At 60.2% G+C, this 16,863-nt stretch carries 19 protein-coding genes and 1 pseudogene; 7 read left to right on the forward strand and 13 right to left on the reverse strand.

Annotated features, from left to right (window positions below; genetic code table 11):
* Nucleotides 1-222: 222 nt before the first annotated feature.
* Complete coding sequence (locus EFR00_RS19540; RefSeq protein WP_077992603.1) at nt 223-1,311, reverse strand: glycosyltransferase family 2 protein; 1,089 nt, start codon at nt 1,309-1,311, stop codon at nt 223-225.
* Nucleotides 1,312-2,078: 767 nt separating this feature from the next.
* On the opposite strand from EFR00_RS19540, the gene EFR00_RS33585 reads away from it, so the two are divergent.
* Both EFR00_RS33585 and EFR00_RS19550 read left to right on the forward strand, forming a co-directional pair.
* Nucleotides 2,079-2,303 (forward strand): hypothetical protein, encoded by a 225-nt coding sequence (locus EFR00_RS33585; RefSeq protein WP_010060292.1) that lies wholly within the window; start codon nt 2,079-2,081, stop codon nt 2,301-2,303.
* Between the two features lie 74 nt (nt 2,304-2,377).
* Nucleotides 2,378-2,887 carry an adenylate kinase family protein gene (locus tag EFR00_RS19550; RefSeq protein ID WP_077992725.1) on the forward strand — a complete coding sequence of 170 codons (510 nt, stop codon included), beginning with the start codon at nt 2,378-2,380 and terminating at the stop codon, nt 2,885-2,887.
* A 117-nt stretch (nt 2,888-3,004) separates the two neighbouring features.
* Here EFR00_RS19550 and EFR00_RS19555 read toward each other — a convergent pair whose 3' ends face one another.
* Nucleotides 3,005-3,598 carry a TetR/AcrR family transcriptional regulator gene (locus EFR00_RS19555; protein ID WP_077992601.1) on the reverse strand — a complete coding sequence of 198 codons (594 nt, stop codon included), beginning with the start codon at nt 3,596-3,598 and terminating at the stop codon, nt 3,005-3,007.
* 167 nt (nt 3,599-3,765) lie between these two features.
* On the opposite strand from EFR00_RS19555, the gene EFR00_RS19560 reads away from it, so the two are divergent.
* Nucleotides 3,766-4,164: a RidA family protein gene (locus EFR00_RS19560; RefSeq protein ID WP_077992598.1), complete on the forward strand. Its 399-nt coding sequence runs from the start codon at nt 3,766-3,768 to the stop codon at nt 4,162-4,164.
* A 1-nt stretch (nt 4,165) separates the two neighbouring features.
* Here EFR00_RS19560 and EFR00_RS19565 read toward each other — a convergent pair whose 3' ends face one another.
* The 8 genes from EFR00_RS19565 to EFR00_RS19595 form a co-directional block, all read right to left on the reverse strand.
* Nucleotides 4,166-5,104, reverse strand: coding sequence for a dihydrodipicolinate synthase family protein (locus EFR00_RS19565; RefSeq protein ID WP_077992596.1), 939 nt, complete (start codon nt 5,102-5,104; stop codon nt 4,166-4,168).
* Between the two features lie 11 nt (nt 5,105-5,115).
* Nucleotides 5,116-6,069, reverse strand: a complete 954-nt coding sequence (locus EFR00_RS19570) for an ABC transporter ATP-binding protein (RefSeq protein ID WP_077992594.1) — start codon at nt 6,067-6,069, stop codon at nt 5,116-5,118.
* Nucleotides 6,066-7,085: an ABC transporter ATP-binding protein gene (locus tag EFR00_RS19575; RefSeq protein WP_077992723.1), complete on the reverse strand. Its 1,020-nt coding sequence runs from the start codon at nt 7,083-7,085 to the stop codon at nt 6,066-6,068. The genes EFR00_RS19570 and EFR00_RS19575 overlap by 4 nt, the downstream gene beginning before the upstream one ends.
* An 8-nt stretch (nt 7,086-7,093) precedes the next feature.
* Nucleotides 7,094-8,011 (reverse strand): dihydrodipicolinate synthase family protein, encoded by a 918-nt coding sequence (locus tag EFR00_RS19580; RefSeq protein ID WP_077992593.1) that lies wholly within the window; start codon nt 8,009-8,011, stop codon nt 7,094-7,096.
* Nucleotides 8,012-8,030: 19 nt separating this feature from the next.
* On the reverse strand, nt 8,031-8,906 hold the full coding sequence (locus EFR00_RS33310; RefSeq protein WP_077992592.1) for an ABC transporter permease: 876 nt from the start codon (nt 8,904-8,906) through the stop codon (nt 8,031-8,033).
* A gap of 3 nt (nt 8,907-8,909) precedes the next feature.
* Entirely contained in the window at nt 8,910-9,869 is a 960-nt protein-coding gene (locus EFR00_RS33315) for an ABC transporter permease (protein WP_077992591.1), read from the reverse strand.
* Between the two features lie 75 nt (nt 9,870-9,944).
* The gene (locus tag EFR00_RS19590; RefSeq protein ID WP_077992590.1) at nt 9,945-11,531 is read right to left on the reverse strand and encodes an ABC transporter substrate-binding protein; all 1,587 of its coding nucleotides are present in this window, start codon (nt 11,529-11,531) and stop codon (nt 9,945-9,947) included.
* Nucleotides 11,528-12,259: a FadR/GntR family transcriptional regulator gene (locus EFR00_RS19595; RefSeq protein ID WP_077992589.1), complete on the reverse strand. Its 732-nt coding sequence runs from the start codon at nt 12,257-12,259 to the stop codon at nt 11,528-11,530. Before EFR00_RS19595 ends, EFR00_RS19590 begins: the two co-directional genes overlap by 4 nt.
* A 96-nt stretch (nt 12,260-12,355) precedes the next feature.
* Here EFR00_RS19595 and EFR00_RS19600 point away from each other — a divergent pair.
* The 3 genes and pseudogenes from EFR00_RS19600 to ku (EFR00_RS19610) all read left to right on the forward strand — a co-directional run.
* Nucleotides 12,356-12,481: pseudogene (locus tag EFR00_RS19600) on the forward strand (ABC transporter permease subunit); the annotation flags it as partial.
* Nucleotides 12,482-12,729: 248 nt separating this feature from the next.
* Nucleotides 12,730-13,875: a right-handed parallel beta-helix repeat-containing protein gene (locus tag EFR00_RS19605; RefSeq protein ID WP_077992588.1), complete on the forward strand. Its 1,146-nt coding sequence runs from the start codon at nt 12,730-12,732 to the stop codon at nt 13,873-13,875.
* Between the two features lie 98 nt (nt 13,876-13,973).
* On the forward strand, nt 13,974-14,777 hold the full coding sequence (gene ku, locus EFR00_RS19610; RefSeq protein ID WP_010059471.1) for a non-homologous end joining protein Ku: 804 nt from the start codon (nt 13,974-13,976) through the stop codon (nt 14,775-14,777).
* Between the two features lie 71 nt (nt 14,778-14,848).
* On the opposite strand, the gene ku (EFR00_RS19615) is transcribed toward ku (EFR00_RS19610), so the two are convergent.
* The 3 genes from ku (EFR00_RS19615) to EFR00_RS19625 form a co-directional block, all read right to left on the reverse strand.
* On the reverse strand, nt 14,849-15,703 hold the full coding sequence (gene ku, locus EFR00_RS19615) for a non-homologous end joining protein Ku (protein WP_077992586.1): 855 nt from the start codon (nt 15,701-15,703) through the stop codon (nt 14,849-14,851).
* A gap of 20 nt (nt 15,704-15,723) precedes the next feature.
* Nucleotides 15,724-15,954, reverse strand: coding sequence for a DUF2188 domain-containing protein (locus EFR00_RS19620; RefSeq protein ID WP_077992584.1), 231 nt, complete (start codon nt 15,952-15,954; stop codon nt 15,724-15,726).
* A gap of 64 nt (nt 15,955-16,018) precedes the next feature.
* A complete protein-coding gene (locus EFR00_RS19625) occupies nt 16,019-16,279 on the reverse strand; it encodes a hypothetical protein (RefSeq protein WP_077992582.1) in 261 nt (86 codons plus the stop codon).
* A gap of 143 nt (nt 16,280-16,422) precedes the next feature.
* Here EFR00_RS19625 and EFR00_RS19630 point away from each other — a divergent pair, with 143 nt between their 5' ends.
* On the forward strand, nt 16,423-16,857 hold the full coding sequence (locus EFR00_RS19630) for an OsmC family protein (protein WP_077992580.1): 435 nt from the start codon (nt 16,423-16,425) through the stop codon (nt 16,855-16,857).
* Nucleotides 16,858-16,863: the final 6 nt, after the last annotated feature.

Genomic DNA, 16,863 nt, shown 5'->3' on the forward strand with positions numbered 1-16,863 from the left:
AAACAAAGCTTTATTGAGTTTCCTGGTCCTCGTTGGTCTGCGCCAAGCCTTCCTGCAGTACCGGAGTCCTGATAAGCGAAATGCCCCGCCAGGACGGGGCATTCGTATCAGTGGTACCGCGCTATTGAGGAGGCGCGGCAGGTAGAAGGATGACAGAGTTCGGAAAATCGTCAATTTACCTGAACTCATTAGCCCCGCCTCCGCTCAGCATCGCCCAACCTCTCAGGGCTCGAGAGATGAACTTAGTTTGGCATCCACCCCTGCCAGCCGAACCAGGTGGCGTCTTGATCGTCGGCTCTCGTCAGGGGGCTCGACGGGCGGAATGCTCTTTAGGTCGAATTTCGATCTAAACTGGAGATCTGAATTTTGAATTTTTCGCCAGCGCAGCCCCTTTTGGAGGATGCGCTGGACCACGAAAAAGGGATCGCTTCGTATTATCGACCAAAGAACCATGACTGACAAAGATGAACTCTTGGCTTGGCGAAATTGCCAGTACGCATATTTCCGAGTGGCGTTCATCGCACTTCGCGCAGCGTAGTGGGGCAGATGAGGATTTGCGGCGAGCGAACGCCTGACAACTTCCAGAGCGCCCTGACCCATCTGCAGGTGATTTGATGACATGTTGCCCGGATACTGGCGGTAGCCAACCAGCCGTTCCGGGATCACTTCGACAAGATAGCGCGCGGCCAACCTAAGTTCGAAATCGAGGTCTTCACAGCCGCCAATTCCTGCTGCTGCATATGAGGTATCAAACCCGCCAATTTCGAGCGCAACATCGCGACGAACAAGAAGCGCGCTCCCATTGCCAACGTATTTGAAGGTGAGATGCCGGGCGTAGATATATCCTCTTGCAACATCGGGGCGGTAGGAGCAAACGATCTCATCGTCTCGATTGATTATATGGTGCAACACATAAACAGCGGCCCACTCACGGGATAATCTGTGGAGCGCATTTACCTGCTTCTCGATTTTCGTCGAATGCCAGAGATCGTCCGCGTCAAGAAAAGCCACATATGGGCCTGATGATGCCCGGATGCCGGTATTTCTTGCCGCCGCGACACCGCGGTTTGATGTGGACAGGAGGCGAATTCGCGAATCCACCCTGGCCATTTTCTCGACCAATCTTGCGGTATCGTCGGTAGAGCCATCATTGACGACGATGATCTCAAGATTCGCATAAGTCTGTTGCACTGCGGATCGAAGTGTACGTTCGATGTACGGTGAAGCGTTGAAAGCGGGAACGACCACCGACACTAGCGGCCGGGTCAAATGGACAGTTTCCCTACGATCCTCAACTGAACAAGAAACCATACAAGATGATCTTCAGGTTGTTGCCGTGTGTAGAAGGGTGCGGCGGTGCCGGCCAGCGCTCGATGAGGTGCTCCGAAAGGCACTGATCCCTTTTGGCGATACTGCATACGAACTCGCCCCCTATGATACAAAGATCGTAACATGTGGACATAATCCCGGAAAGCTAGACAAATGAGGTATATCAGGCGCACGCGGCCTTCAGCCGGGCGGCCGTGGCGCGAACTCCACAAGTACTGGACGGCCATCGATCGGGATAAGCCGACCAATCCTATTATCATCGCCTTCGGCCGCGGTCGTCCCAAAGCGCGTACCCGCCCCGGTCGAGGCGGGACTGTTATGCCATCGAATGGAACCAACACCGGGCATTGCCGTTGTAAGCAGGAGTCCCACCATGAGCAACGTCCGTCAGGCGCCAACGAGATGGTGATGGTACTCCGAGGAGAACGCGCATGGATCTCACAACTCTTCTCATCATCGTTGTAATACTTCTGTTGCTTGGCGGTGGCGGCTGGTACGGCCGAGGACGCTGGTATTAAACGACGGTCTGCCTGGCACCCACCACTGGGTTGACGAGCGCTCCGGCTGGAAGGCGCTGTCGCCACGTCGAAGCTTTGCGTGGTCCATCGATCCCATTGTCGATCCGCAATGAGCAGTCCAATCACGTAGGTTTGCTTCGGCGCGCTGACGGTTTATGCATAAGCGGCTGGAGCAACGGAACAATCGCGACCCGGTCTGGTTTAAGCTAGGTATTCCCAGCGGAGGCGACGATGTGGGCAGTTCTGATCGGTGCCGCTCTGATAATCGGCGGCCTTCTTTTTCTCTTACAGCCGGCGCTCCGTCGAAAACCGAGTGATCCTCACCTGATGCCGCAAGGCGGGGCGACGTTGGAACCGAGGCGTCAGGGCCTGAGGTTCCTTGGCTTATCGCGGAATTGGCCGGCACTTGCGATTATCGCGGTTGGCGCGCTTCTTCTGGTTTTCGGGAGCTACTAGGCCCGCCGTCGGTTGGGTGAATACGCCTGTGAAGTATCTTCTCAGCGGATTGCTGACCGTGTTAAGTGTCGCTTATGGGCATCAAGAACTACTTGATCGAAGGCAGCTCGGGCACTGGAAAAACGTCTGTCGCTACTGAGCTGGAGCGGCGTGGTTTTAATGTCGTCCATGGTGATCGGGTCCTGGCCTATGTCGGGGACCCCGAGACCGGCGAGGCGCTCAAAGGACCGCCGCAAGGTGTGGACCGGGTCGTTTGGCACTACGCGCACTGGATCTGGCCTGTTGAAAAGGTCCGGGCCATCACCGCTGATACCACTCACCCTGCCACGTTCTTCTGTGGCGGCTCCCGCAATTTCCATAAGTTTCTGCACTTGTTCGACAAGGTTTTTGTGCTCGACATAGATGTCGAGACGTTGAACAGACGATTGGACGGGCGGCCAGATGAGCCGGGTTTCGCGCCGGACGAGCGTGCGGTGGTTCTGCAGTACCATAGGAGCAGCAAACACTTTCCCGCCGGGATCGGTATCGACACAACCGGAACGGTCCCGAGCGTCGTCGACGATATCCTTGCCCAACTGAGCTGAAGCCTGATGGTATTGCGATGGGGTGGGGAAGCACCCGGGGCCCATCGCGGCGCAGGAGGGGCAAGGCCACCAGGGCGATTGGCGCCGGGTCGCCGATACGCCGCGCGTATAAGGCGCTTACGCCGACGTCTTGAGGAGGCCCGCAGCCAAAGCACCGAAGGTTTCGACGGCTTTCGGCAGCACATCCTGCGGCTTGTCACTGGCAGCTATCCAGAGCGCGGCATTGAGCGCCGCGCCGTTGAGCAGCCGGGCGGCTGCTTCCGCGTCCACCGGCTTGAGGGTTCCCTGTGCGATCAAGCGCTCGATCGCCTGCCTGGTAGCCTGAAGACAGTTGCTCTGGCTCGGCCATTGTGAGGGATCACCCAACACGGCAGGTCCGTCGAGCAGAACGATGCGCTGGACCTCCGGATCGAGCGCCATCTCAATATAGGCGGCACCTTCGGCAAGCAGGCTCTGCCAATCGTCGCCCGCACGGGCGCCGATCTCCTGGGCGCGCGAGGCCATTTCCGTGTCGATCTGGTCGACAACCGCGGCCAGCAGCCCGCGCTTGTCTCCGAAGTTGTGGTAGAGCGCCCCCCTCGTCAGCCCGACTTCGGCCGTCAGCTCGTCCATCGAGGCGGCCGCATAGCCCTTCTCGGCAAAGGCCTTTCGCCCTGCGGCTATCAGCTTCCGACGATTTTCCTCCATCGTCTCAACGCGTCGTTTTGCCATTCCAACTCCACTTCTCAGATACGCTTCGTATCTGAAGCTTGACATGCGCAACGTATCTAACTAAGTCATATACGCACCGTATATCAGATGGCGCTGCGACATGTGAAGCTTCTGCAGTGACACGGCTGCGCCCACGTTCCAATCAAGATGACAAAGCGAGAGCGACAATGACCAAACGCGAAGCAATCTTTCCCGCCGACAGACATGCTCTCTACGAGGAACACGGCTATTCGGCCGCCATCCGATCCGGCGATCTTCTGTTCGTCTCCGGCCAGGTCGGCAGCCGTTCCGATGGTACGCCTGAACCAGACTTCAAACGCCAGGTCGAACTGGCTTTCGAAAATCTCAAGGCGGTGCTGGATGCCGCGGGTTGCACGTTGGACGATATAGTTGACGTCACGACGTTCCACACCGACCCCGAAAACCAGTTTGAAACCATCATGGCAGTCAAGCAGAAGGTTTTCAGCGAGCCGCCCTATCCGAACTGGACGGCGGTCGGCGTGAATTGGCTGGCCGGCTTCGATTTCGAGATCAAGGTCATCGCCCGCATCCCTTCGAATGCATGATCTACCGAACGAAGAGTTCGGGGATCATCATGCGTGCGCGATCGCGCAGATTTGCCGCCTCTTGCTCATCGATAAAGCGGTAAGGCCAACGCAGCCTGGTGGTGACGGGCCCCCAGTGGCCGATCGCCGCGAGCAGTTTGTCGAGCGCTGCGTTTGAATAGCCGTGATCACGTCGAAACGGGACGATGTGATCGTCCATAAAGGCGCAGATGCGGCTTTCGATATCAAGCGCGGCACCGAGGTCGGTGTGCATCAGCTCCATCCAGGCTTGGGCACCGTGAGGACTGAGGCAGGCGACGTTGGAAAACGCGCCGGCAGCAACGCCGTGCTTCATGCCGGTGGCGAGATGGTGGCCGGGAATGAACAGAGAAAATTCGCCAAGATATGCGCGCGCCTGTGCATACCAGGCGTCGTCGCCATCGGCGATCTTCATCCCGACCACGGACGGGCAGGGGCCGCACACGTCGCTGAGCTCGGCTGGCGTCAGGACACGTTTGGCATGCGGCGGATTGTAAAGGATGAGCGGGATGCCGTCGGCGACCTCTGACGCCCGTTTCAGGAAATCGGTGGCTTCGAGATTGGTGAGCGGCCACCAGTCGGGCAGGATCACCTGGATCGCCAATGGCTTATGTGCAGTGGCGCGGCGCAGGCGATCGAGCATGATGATCGGATCGGGCTGGCAGGCGCCGATGACGAAGGCCATTCCGGCGGCCCGGCAACGCGATGCCAGAATGTCTTGAATTCGCTCGTATTCCATTTCGGTCTGGTTATGAAATTCACCCGCCGTGCCATTCGAATAGATGCCGTCGACCTTGGCGGCGATCAGCATGTCGATTTCCTCACCGAGCTTTTCGAAATCGATGCTGTCGTCCTCGGCGATCGGCAGGAGCAGGCTTGCCCAGTTGCCTGCTATAGGGTGGCGGCGGTTTTTTATCGTCATCTCGCTTCCCTTCAGTCGAGATCATCGCGAATGCAGGCCTTGAAACGCCCCGGCGTCATTTCGCGCAGCTCCGGCACGGTCGCGCCGCAGGCCGGTAGCGCGTTCGGACAGCGCGTGCGAAAGACGCAACCGCTCGGCGGATCGGCGGGGCTCGGGATATCGCCCTTGAGGATCTGGCGGTTGCGCGGCGCATCGGGGTCGGGCGAGGGGATCGCCGAGAGCAGCGCCCGCGTGTAGGGATGCAGCGGTCTGGCATAGAGCGCAGCACTTGGCGCGATTTCCATGATCCGGCCGAGATAGAGGACGATCACCCGGTCGCAGATATATTCGACCACGGCGAGATCGTGACTGATGAACAGCATGGTCAGGCCAAGTCGCTGCTGCAGATCACGCAGAAGATTGATCACCTGCGCCTGGATCGAGACATCGAGTGCGGAGACCGGCTCGTCGGCGACGATGAATTCCGGCGCGAGCGTCAGCGCCCGGGCGATGCCGATCCGCTGCCGCTGGCCGCCCGAGAACTCGTGAGCGTAACGATTGACTGCGTCCGGCGGCAGATCGACCTGTTCGAGCGCGGCGCGGGCGCGTTCCAATCTCTCTTTTGCCGTGCCGAGGCCCTGGATATTCAGCCCCTCGGTCAGAATTTCGCCGATCGTCATACGCGGCGAAAGGCTCGCGAATGGGTCCTGAAAAAGATATTGCATCCGGGGCCGCAGGCGCCGCATTGCCGATGATGACAGGCTGGTGAGTTCGGTGCCGTCGAAGCGGACGCTGCCGGCGGAGGGTTCGATGAGCCGAAGCACCGATCGCCCGATCGTGGTCTTTCCGCTGCCGGATTCGCCGACCAGCCCGACCACCTCGCCCCTGCCAATGTCGAAGGAAATCGCCTGCAGGATGGTCAGCTTGGTCCCTCGGGACGTATAAACTTTCCCGAGGTCGCGGACGGAGAGAAGGGGCTCGCTCATCGGATCTCCTGCCAGCGGATGCAGCGGCTCTTGTGGCGCGGATTGACGTCGGCCAGCGGCGGCACGGCCACGCGGCAGGCGTCGAGGGCAAATTGGCAGCGCGGCGCGAAGGCGCAGCCCGCCGGCATGTTCATCAGGCTCGGCACGACGCCTGGAATGGCCGCCAGCCTTTCGCCTGCCTGCTTCATCCGGCTGGCATCACCGAGTTTCGGCATCGAGGCCAGCAGCCCGATCGTATAGGGATGTCGCGGATTGCGGAAAACCTCGGCTACCGGCCCGGTCTCGACGATCCGGCCGGCATACATCACCGCCACCCGATGGGCGATTTCGGCGACGACGCCGAGATTATGGGTGACGAAGAGCATGGCCATGCCGCGTTCGCGTTGCAGCCTCTGCAGGAGGGCGAGGATCTGCGCCTGGATGGTGACGTCAAGCGCCGTCGTCGGCTCGTCGGCGATCAGCAGCGTCGGGTCGCAGGCAAGGGCCATGGCGATCGTGGCGCGCTGGCGCATGCCGCCGGAGAGCTCGTGCGGATACTGACCGGCACGGCGCCTGGCATCGGGAATACCGACGCCGTCGAGAAGCAAGACGGCCGCATCCATGGCGGTCTTCCGGTTCGCGCCGCGATGAATCCGGATCGGCTCCGAGATCTGGTCGCCAATGGTGTAGACCGGGTTGAGGCTCGACATCGGCTCCTGGAAAACCATGCCGATATCGTTGCCGCGAATGGCGCGCATGTCCTGCTCGGTGAGCGAGACAAGATTGCTGACAGTACCATTCTTGCGCTTCAGATCGATGCTGCCGGCGGCGATCGCACCGATATTGCGGGTCAGCAGCCGCATGACCGATAGGCTGGTGACCGATTTGCCCGAGCCGGATTCGCCGACGAGCGCCAGCGTCTCGCCCTCAGCCACGCTGAGATCGATGCCGTTGACCGCCGTCACCTCGCCCGAGCGGATGCGGAAGACGGTCCGCAGCCCCTTGATGTCGAGAATGGTGTCGGCGGTCTGTGGCATGGCATCCATCAGGAAAGCAGGCCGGTGGCGCGGAGGATTTGGTCGATCCTTGCAGTTTCGGCCTCGTTGAGGGCGGCACGCGGGCGCGGCATCACCGCCGTATCGATGATGCCGAGGCTCTTCATCGCCGCCTTGAAGGCACCGATGCCGGCAGCGCCGCCGCTGACCCGGCCCGCTCCGACCCACACGATTTCGAAGAGCCGGCAGAGCCGCTCCTGCTCCTTGCGAGCCGCGACCCAGTCGCCGCGCTGAGCGGCATTCCAGAGCCTGACGTAACCGTGCGGATCGACATTGGCGATGCCTGGCACCACGCCATGGGCGCCCATCAGCAGCGCCGTGTCGACGACGATTTCGGAGCCGGTCATCAGGAAGACGTCCTTGTTGTCGGCGAGATCGAGCAGCACGTAGCGGAAATTGCCGTCATCGCCGCTCGAATCCTTGATGCCGATGATGGTTCCCTCCTTTGCCAGCGTCACGGTGGTCTGGCGCTGCAGTTTCAGATGCACGCAGACCGGAATGTCATAGGCGATCAGCGGCACGTCGACGGCATCGCGGATATAGCGGAAGTGATCGATGGTCTCGGCCTGGCTGGTGACCGTGTAGAACGGTGCGGTGACGACAACCGCATCGGCGCCGGCCGATTTGGCGATTCTGGCATGGTTTATGACCCGGTCGGTCGTCGGATCGATGACGCCGACGATCAGCGGTACCCGGCCGTTGATGACCTTGGCCGAATGCTCGATGATCTCCCGCCGGGTTTGCTCGTCGTGAAAGATCACCTCGCTGGTCGAGCCGAGCACGAAGAGGCCATGGCACCCGGCCTCGATCAGATTTTCGAGCACCCGCGTGTAGGATGGATAGTCGACCGTGTAGTCCTTGTTCAGCGGGGTTATGACGGGAGGAACGACACCCTTGAATTTGCTCATTTTCGCTTTCTTTCGATCGTCAGTTTAATTCGGCGCGAGGGTCGAAGGCATCGCGAAGACCATCGCCAATGAAGTTGATTGCAAGCACGGCCAGCACCAGGAAGCCGCCGGGAAACAGCCACTGCCAGGGATATTGTTCGAGCACGGCGGTGGAGCGGGCGGCATTCAGCATGTTGCCCCAGCTTGCCGCCGGCGGCGCAATGCCGAGTCCGAGGAAGGAAAGGCCGGCCTCGAGCAGGATGGCATTGGCGATTTGCAGCGTCGCGAAGACGACCAGGATGTCGATCGAGTTCGGCAGGCCGTGGCGGAAGAGCAGGTGCGGCAGACCCGCCCCCATGCCCCTTGCCGCCATCACGAAGTCACGCTCGCGAAGTTCCAGCAGGCGCGCGCGCACCATGCGCGCCAGCAGCGGCCAGGAGAGCAGCGAGATGACGAAGACCGTCGGCCAGATGCCGGTGCCGGCGATCGAGGCGAGCACCAGCAGGAAGATGACCGGCGGCAGCGTCATGACAAGATCGACGAAACGCATGGTGACGGCATCCGCAAAGCGGCCGGCAAGCGCCGAGACCGCGCCGACCAGGAAGCCGATGACGGCGGAAATGACGGTCGAGGTGAGGGCCACCAAAAGCGAGATCCGGCCACCGTCCATGACCCGGGCAAAGATGTCGCGTCCGACGCCGTCGGTGCCGAACCAATGTCTCGGTCCCGGCTGCGCATTCATCGCCATGAGATCGATGTCGTTGGGCTTGAAGCTCCACCACAGCGGATAGGAAAGTATCGCCACGATCACCAGCGCGATCATGCACAGGCCGGCGAAGGCGGCCCGGTTGAGCAGGAAGCGATTGAGGGAGCGTGCGATCGGGCCCGGACTACGGGCAGAGTTTGGTGCCGGCATCGCTCAGCCCACCTTGATCCGCGGATCGACCACCGCATAGGCGAGATCGGTCAGAAGGTTGACGGCGATGACGCAGGCGCCGATCACCAGCGTCGAACCCATGATGACAGGATAGTCGCGGCCCTCCACCGCATCGACCATCAGCAGGCCCATGCCGGGCCAGTTGAAGACGCTTTCGATGAAGATCGCGCCGCCGATCGCAAGGCCGATGGTCGAGCCGATCAGCGTGATGACGGGCAGCAGCGCATTGCGCAGGGCGTGCTTGGTGATCACCCAGAATTCGAAGACGCCCTTGGCGCGCGCAGTGCGCACATAATCCTGGTTCAAGACCTCGAGCATGGAAGCGCGCATATAGCGCATGATCAGCGCCGTCTGCGCGACGGCCAGCAATGTCGCGGGCAGGATAAGGTGATGGAGGAGGTCGGTGACGGAAAATTCCCGACCGGGCGTCAGCATGCCGCCGGAGGGCATCCAGCGGAAATAAACCGAAAACAGATAAAGGCCGACCAAGGCGCTTAAGAAGGGCGGGCTGGATATGCCGGTGACCGCAAAGACCGACAAGGACAGGTCGGCGATGGAATTGCGGCGAACCGCGCTGACGATACCGGTCGCGATGCCGGCGACGATCGCGATCGCGATCGCCGATCCCATCAGCAGAACCGTCGGGCCGACCCGCGAGAGCACGAGGCTGAGCACAGGCTGATCGGGCCGTTTGATCGAATAGCCGAGATTTCCCGTCAGCGCTTGCCCCAGCCAGGCGATATACTGCACCGGCAGCGGCTGATCGAGGCCGAGTGTGACGCGCAGTTCCGCAAGATCCGACGCTGACATCGGCACATTCGGGTCGATATAGGCGTCAATCGGATCGCCGGGGGTAAGGCGCAGCATGACGAAGATCAGCATGCTCAAGGCAAAGAGCATGCCGACGCCGATCAGCAGGCGCCGGAGACTGTATCGCAGCATTGAAATTCGTTCCTGTGCGGGGCGGACAGGTTCGCCGACCTGGCCGCCCTTGGCTTCCTCAGGATGCGCTACGCCCTATTCGGCGATCGCCCATTTTTCCGGATGCGCCTGGTAAGGGCCGCCGCCCGGGGCGGGCGTCCAGACGAAGTCCTTGAGCTTGGAGGAGGCGACGCCATTACGTTTCGCCACCCAGAGCGGACCCCAGGGCAATTCCTTGTTCATCACCTTGCAGACCTCCTGGTAGCGGGCCTCGCGCTTTGCGGCATCCGTCTCGCCAAGCGCCGCATCGAGAGCGGCCGTCAGCACCGGCATGCGCACGCGGGCGACGTTCGGGCCGGCCGGCGGGATTTGCTTCTCGTTGAGCCCGACATTGATGCTGCCCGGGTCAGGGCCGTTCTGCAGGCCGGCATAAACCATCTGAAACTGCGCGACGTCCGGTGCCGGGTTGAGCACGATGCTGTTATAGGTCGGCGTGTCGACGGCGCGCGGCGTGACGTTGATGCCGACCTGAGCCAGCATCGCCTGGACCGCAGCCATGACATTGGCGGCAAGCGGCGTCGTGTAATAGGTCAGAAGCGTTATTGGCTTGTCGCCGTTGATCTGATCCCAGCCGGCTTCCTTCAGCAACTGCTTGGCCTTTTCCGGGTCGTAGGCATAGGTTTCGATGCCTCTCGGCACCACCTGGTCGGCGATATAGGAACAATTTGCCGGTTTGGCGGCGCCGCCGTAAAGGCTCTGGATGATCGCGTCGCGATTGATCGCATACATCACCGCCTGACGCACCCGGACATCCTTCCAGATCGGTGCATCATGGTTGAAGCCGAGATAGTTGACGACGAAGGAGTTGCCTTCGATGACGCGGAAATCCTTGTTGTTGCTGAAGGCGGTCAAATCGTTCGAATCGACATAGGTGAACTGGATCTCGCCGGCGCGCAGTGCGGCGATCGCCGCAGCCGGATTGGCGAAATAGCGGTTGATGATCTTTTCCAGCGCCGGTTTGCCGCCCCGGTAGTCGGTGTTGGCGGCAAGTTCGACATATTGATCGGTGACATATTTGCTGAACTTGAACGGCCCGGTGCCGATCGGCGCAGTCGACCACCATGTGTTCTTGGCGAGCTGGTCCGCCGGGATCTGCGACAGCGCGTGCTCCGGCAGCATCATCACCTTCGTCAGCGTGTCCATCAGGCTTGCCGATGGAGCCGACAGTTTGATGACCAGCGTCTTGTCGTCCTTGGCCTCGGCCGAGGAAACGGCGTTCAGGCGAGCCGCGAGAACCGAGCCGGTCTTGGCGTTCTTGGCAAGCTCGATGGTGAACTTGGCATCCTTTGCGGTGAAGGGTTTGCCGTCATGCCATTTCGCGTCGGCGAGCTTGAACGTGTAGGTCATCTGGTCGGGACTGACCTCATAGGATGAGGCGAGCTGGCCGACGACTTTCTCGAGCTTCTCGTCATAGGTCACCAGCGGCTCGAAATAGACGCTGAGCCAGGTGAAGCCACCCGTCGCGGCGAGAGAGTTGAAATTGCCCTGAAAACCGCCGGGTCCGACATCGAAGCCGCCCGACAGCGTGGCGGCCTGGGCCGGGCCAGTGACGGCCGGAATGGCGGTCGTCGCCATCATCGCAGCAAGCGCGATGGTCGACGATAGTCTGAACAGTCGTCTCATTGTGTTCCTCCTACATTGACACTTTTCTTATTGGCGGCGATCACCCGGGAAATGCCGTCGTAATGACGGTCCAGGCGTTTCTGCGCTTCCGCGACGTCCTTCGCCTCGATGGCATCGACGATCGCCGCGTGATCCCTCCAGGTCGCGACAGGATCGACATTGTCGAGGTTTACGAAGTCGGATGCCTTGTAGAAGGCGAGCCAGAACACATCGATGAGCCTGGCAAGGGTCTCGTTGTTCTGGCAGCGGAACAGCAGGGTATGAAAAAGCTGGTCTTCGTCGGCAAAGGATTGACCACGCTCGGCATGAACCCGCATGCGGTCCACCGTGGCGCGCAGCTCAGCAATATCGTCGTCGCCGATCATCTCGACCGTCTTGCCGATCAGGCCGACTTCCAGGGTCCGGCGGATCTCGATCACTTCCTCGATCTGGCGCAGCGCGCCTCCGAGGCCATAGGCGAGATTGTCGAGCAGCGGCTCGAATGAGAAGGCCTTGACGAAGATGCCGATGCCGCGACGCGATTCCAGTACGCCTAGCGATTCCAGCGCCTTGATGCCTTCGCGCAGCGAATTGCGGCTGACGCCGAGCTGGTTCGCCAGGTCGGCTTCGGCCGGGAGAGCCGTGCCGGGCTTCAATCCGTTGTCGCTGATATAGGCCCGCAGGCTTTCCTGCACGGAAACGTGGAGCAGAGGCGCACGGGTGAGGGGCTTCATGGATTTCAGCGACATTCCGTTCTCATTCGGTCTGCAATGATGTAAAAACATATCCACTTGTAGGATATCCGTCAACCGACTTTGATCGCGACATCGCCGCGGACGATTAGGGTCTTCGGACACTTCGTCTTCGCGATCGGCACCAATGAGGAGGCCGTGCGGCTGTCGGGACACGAGCCGAAACGCTACAAGATTGCGGTATTCAAGATTTCAAGCCTGACCGCCAGCATTGCCGCCGGTTGATGCGGATGCTCGAGACTCGGTGACCGGTTGCAAGCTTTAGCCTCTGAATCGCAAGACGCCTGCGAAGTGAAGCAGGCCGTCAAACTCCTGCCACATGCCCTGCATTAATTCGGCGCGACTGCGTATTTCTTAAATCGGAATTGATTTAAGGATAGGCCATGCAGCAGCTCAATGCGTTACCGCATCCCTCGCGCCTCTGAGAAGATGCGCAGTGCCCAGGTAATCGCGCCGATGGAGATCCGATGCCCGCAATCCTGCGAAAGAAATCTCATGGCGTCTCCACGCGGGCGCAGGTCATCGACGGTGCTGAGGATATCGGCGTCGCCTATCAGGTGTTTTCCGATACGGTGGTCGAAGACGTCGTCGTCAAGAACTCGCCGCGCGGCTTTAAATTTCACAATGGCAAGAACCTCGTCGTCAGGCGCTGCGAAACGGAGAATGTCAGGGGCGACGGCATCTATCTGACGAAGACGTCGAATGTGCTTCTGGAAAACAACCGGATGGGCGCCGCACCGGGCGAAGGCGCCGATTGCTGCCAGTTCGCCTATCAAAACAGCGACGACAATATCAGCTCCGATATTGTGATCCGCGGCAACCTCTTCCTGCAATCGCCGACGAGCAGTTCGAACAAGGGCGCGCTGGTCTGTGATAAAACCCGGAGATACCGCGTCGAGTACAACTTCATCGGCGGCAAGAATTTTTCCTTTTCGTCGATCGGCGATAATGCCGTGGTGCGCAGCAACATCATGCGCGACGGCAGGATGAACGACTATTCCTTCGGTTACGGCATCGGCGACAAGGCCGATCATGCCGGTCATCACCTCTATGACAACTGGATCGAGAACAACAATCGCGGCATCAGCCTGAGCGGCTTTTCCGACCAGGAGCGGGCATTCCGCAAGGACATCGATATCCATGACAACATCATCAGCGCATGCGACGTCGCCTTTTTCGCCAATCGTCCGTGGTCGGGCAGCCTCCGGCGCAACATATTCATGCGTTGCCGGCAGGACATCCTATTGAAAGGAACGGGCCAAGCCACGGCCGGTGAGATTGACGGCAATTATCATAATGACGGCAGCTTTCTGAACGTTACGCCGCCGCCGCTTCGCTTCAATGCCGACGGCAAAGCCTCCGTCGCCTCGGGTGAATGGACATCCGAACCCGATGAAATCGTCATCCAGTGGCGCGACAAGGGCATCGACATATCAGGCGCCAACCGGCCTTCCATTGCCGTCGAGCCCGGCATGGAACTGTCGTGCGTGCTGCTGGCGCGCAAGGGCCGCAATTGGATGCTGGCGATCGCCGAGACAGCCTATGACGAATTCACGCCGCGCGCATGGCAGGAAAAAAAGCTGCCCTGGCAGAAGCGGTATTTCTCGATCTGAACGGCGCCGCGCGCAACCGCTGATCACCCGGCCCGGAACCAAAGACCGGCTTTGCCGTTGATTGCCATGTCCCACCGTGTCGGGGAGACAGGACCGTCATGGCACGCCAGACATTCTGGAAGGGTTATCTCAAGCTCTCGCTCGTCACCGCCTCCGTCTCGCTGACGCCGGCGACGACCGAAAGCAACAAGGTGCATTTCCACGTCCTCAATCGCCAGACGAAAAACCGCGTCGAAAGCCGCTATGTCGACAGCGTGACCCACAAGCCGGTCGCCGACAGGGACCAGGTGAAGGGTTATCCCCGCGGCGAGGGCGACTATGTTCTTCTCGAAGACGAAGAGATCGAGGAAGTCGGGCTTGAAAGCACCCGCACCATCGAGATCGACAGTTTCGTGCCGCGCGGCTCGATCGACTGGATCTGGTACGACAAGCCGCATTTCCTGGCGCCCGCGGACAAGGTCGGGGTGGAAGCCTTCTGCGTCATCCGCGAGGCGATGAAGGCGAACGACGTCGTCGGCATTGCCCGTCTGGTCCTCTATCGCCGCGAGCGTGCCGTGCTGCTGGAGCCGCAAGGCAAGGGCATTATTCTCTGGACCCTGCGTTATGGCGACGAAGTGCGCGAACCCTTTGCCGAGATCGACGATAAAGCAAAGATCGACAGCAAGCTTTTGACGCTGATGAAGCAGCTGGTAAAGGAAGAGACCAGGGATTGGAGCCCGACCATGGTGCAGGATCCGATCCAGAAGCGCCTGAAATCGATGATCCGCGGCAAGCAGAAGAACCTGAAGAAGGCCGCACCGGCCAAGAAACCGGCGCCGGTGAAATCGACTGGCAACGTCATCAACATCATGGATGCGCTGAAAAAGAGCCTGGCGGAAGAAGGGGAAAGGAAGCCGCGTTAGAGGACATCTGCGAAGCGTCTTTAAAGCTGGAGCGGTTCTTGCGCTTCGCCTGACAGGATTCGAGAGCCATCTCAGCCTGCCTTCTTTTTCTGGCTGTCGCTGCGGGCCGGCGCCTTCTTCTTTGCCGGCGTTTTCTTAGCCGCACCCTCACCGGTCATCTTGGCGCTCTCGCGCAGCGCCTCCATCAGGTCGACGACCTTGCGTTCCGGCGCCGGCTTCTTCTTCGGCGGCTCCCGGCCCTCGATCTTTGCCTTCACCAGTTCGACGAGAGCAGCTTCGTAACGGTCCTCGTAGGCGCTCGGATCGAAACTGCCGTGCTTGGTCTCGATGATATGGCCGGCGAGTTCAAGCATCTCCTTGTCGAACTTGATGTCGGGAATGTCCTTGAAGACAGTGTCGGCCGAGCGCACCTCATAGTCGAAGTTGAGCATGGTCGCGACGATGTGGCTGTCATGAGGCCGGATCAGCAGCGTCCGGTTGCGCTTGAAGAGCACGGCTTCGGCAAGCGCTGCCACCTTGCCGTCGCGCATGCCCCGGACGATCAGCGACAGCGCTTCTTCGTCATGTTCGTCGACGGGGGCGAGATAATAGGGACGGTCGAAATAGAGCTTGTCGATACCGTCATAGGCAATGAAAGCCTTGACGTTGAGCACCTTGTCGCTTTCCGGCATGATCTCGGCGATCTCGTCGCCTTCAATGACGATGTAATCGCCATTCTCCATCTGGTAGCCCTTGACCTGATCGTCCCGCTCGACCGGCTTGCCGGTCTCGCTGTCGACGAATTGCCGTTCAACCCGATGGCCGGTCCTGCGGTTGATGATGTTGAAGGAAACGCGGTCGGAGGAGGAAATGGCGGTATAGAGCCCGACGGCGCAAGCAAGGTCGCCTACCTTCAGATGACCTTTCCAGCTTGCTCGCGCGGCCATTCCCCTTCCCCCTTTGCAAATCAGAGCCGGCCGTTGCTTTTGTCTGTTTCGAGCTCCTGAAACGCCCAGCCGCCGTCGGGTGAGGGATAAGCCAGCAACGCGTCGCCGTCGCCGATTTTCTGACGTGAAGCAGCATCCTTGGCGTGGACGATCGCTTCTTCGGCCGTCGCATAGGTTTCCGACAGTGTGTCGCCGAGCTTGTAAGCCCAGCCATTGTCGTGCGGTACAACCTGATAAGTGATATCGGCCATTTCGGATCTCCTCTTCTTAAATTCGTGATGTCGGCGAAAACCAGGCACGCTTCGCCATCACGCTCTAGTTCCGATTTGGTTTACGCCTTTCGTCGAGCGCGATGATTTTTTCCAGGGAGGCGATGTCCTCGCTGGTAACCACGGGAACCGGATCGGCCGCAATCGCCTCCAGCACTTCCTGCGAAATGGCGCCGTTGCGGATCGCCCATTCCAGCGTCTCGCGCGTTTCCCGCTCGGCCTTGAGTTGTGCATAGAGGGCGATGATCAGCCGGTCGCGTGCGTCCATCCGCCGGCCCTGACGATCCATGCTGCGGACATGCGCCATTGCGATGCACCTTTGTCACTGGTTTCGTACAGGTGTAATCAACTGATGACGGATGGAAAGGTTCCGTTGCCGAGCGTCGCCGCGCCGTTGCAGGCCGAAGCGCAACTCGCTATCTCTGTGAGGCTATTGTCAGAGGATTTTTCATGGCCGATCTGAAGCCTCGCCCCCGTCCGACAGGCGCTGCCGCCACCCTCGGCCGCACCGGTTTTCCGCATGTGACTTCCACCACCAAGGGTGAAATCGATATCGTCACTGCGCCGTCGCAGCCGGGCTTCAGCCCGCTCGACCTGCTCTATGCCTCGCTCTCTGCCTGCCTCGTGCTCAGCGCCCGCATTGCCGCCAGCCAGATGGGCGTTCTCGACAGGATCAGCGAGATCGCTGCCGACGTCACTGGCGAAAAGGCGGAAGAAGGGCTTTCACGCGTTGCCAAATTCAACATTGTCTTCTCGATCACGGGCGATATCGACGAGGAGACTCGCCGCAAGATTGTCCATGCGGCTGAAGATGAGATCTGCACGGTCACCAACACCATCCGCGGCAATCCTGAATTTTCGACGACAATCTCAGCACCGCATTAATCTACA

This window comes from Rhizobium sophoriradicis (assembly GCF_003939025.1).
Taxonomy (GTDB): Bacteria; Pseudomonadota; Alphaproteobacteria; order Rhizobiales; family Rhizobiaceae; genus Rhizobium; species Rhizobium sophoriradicis.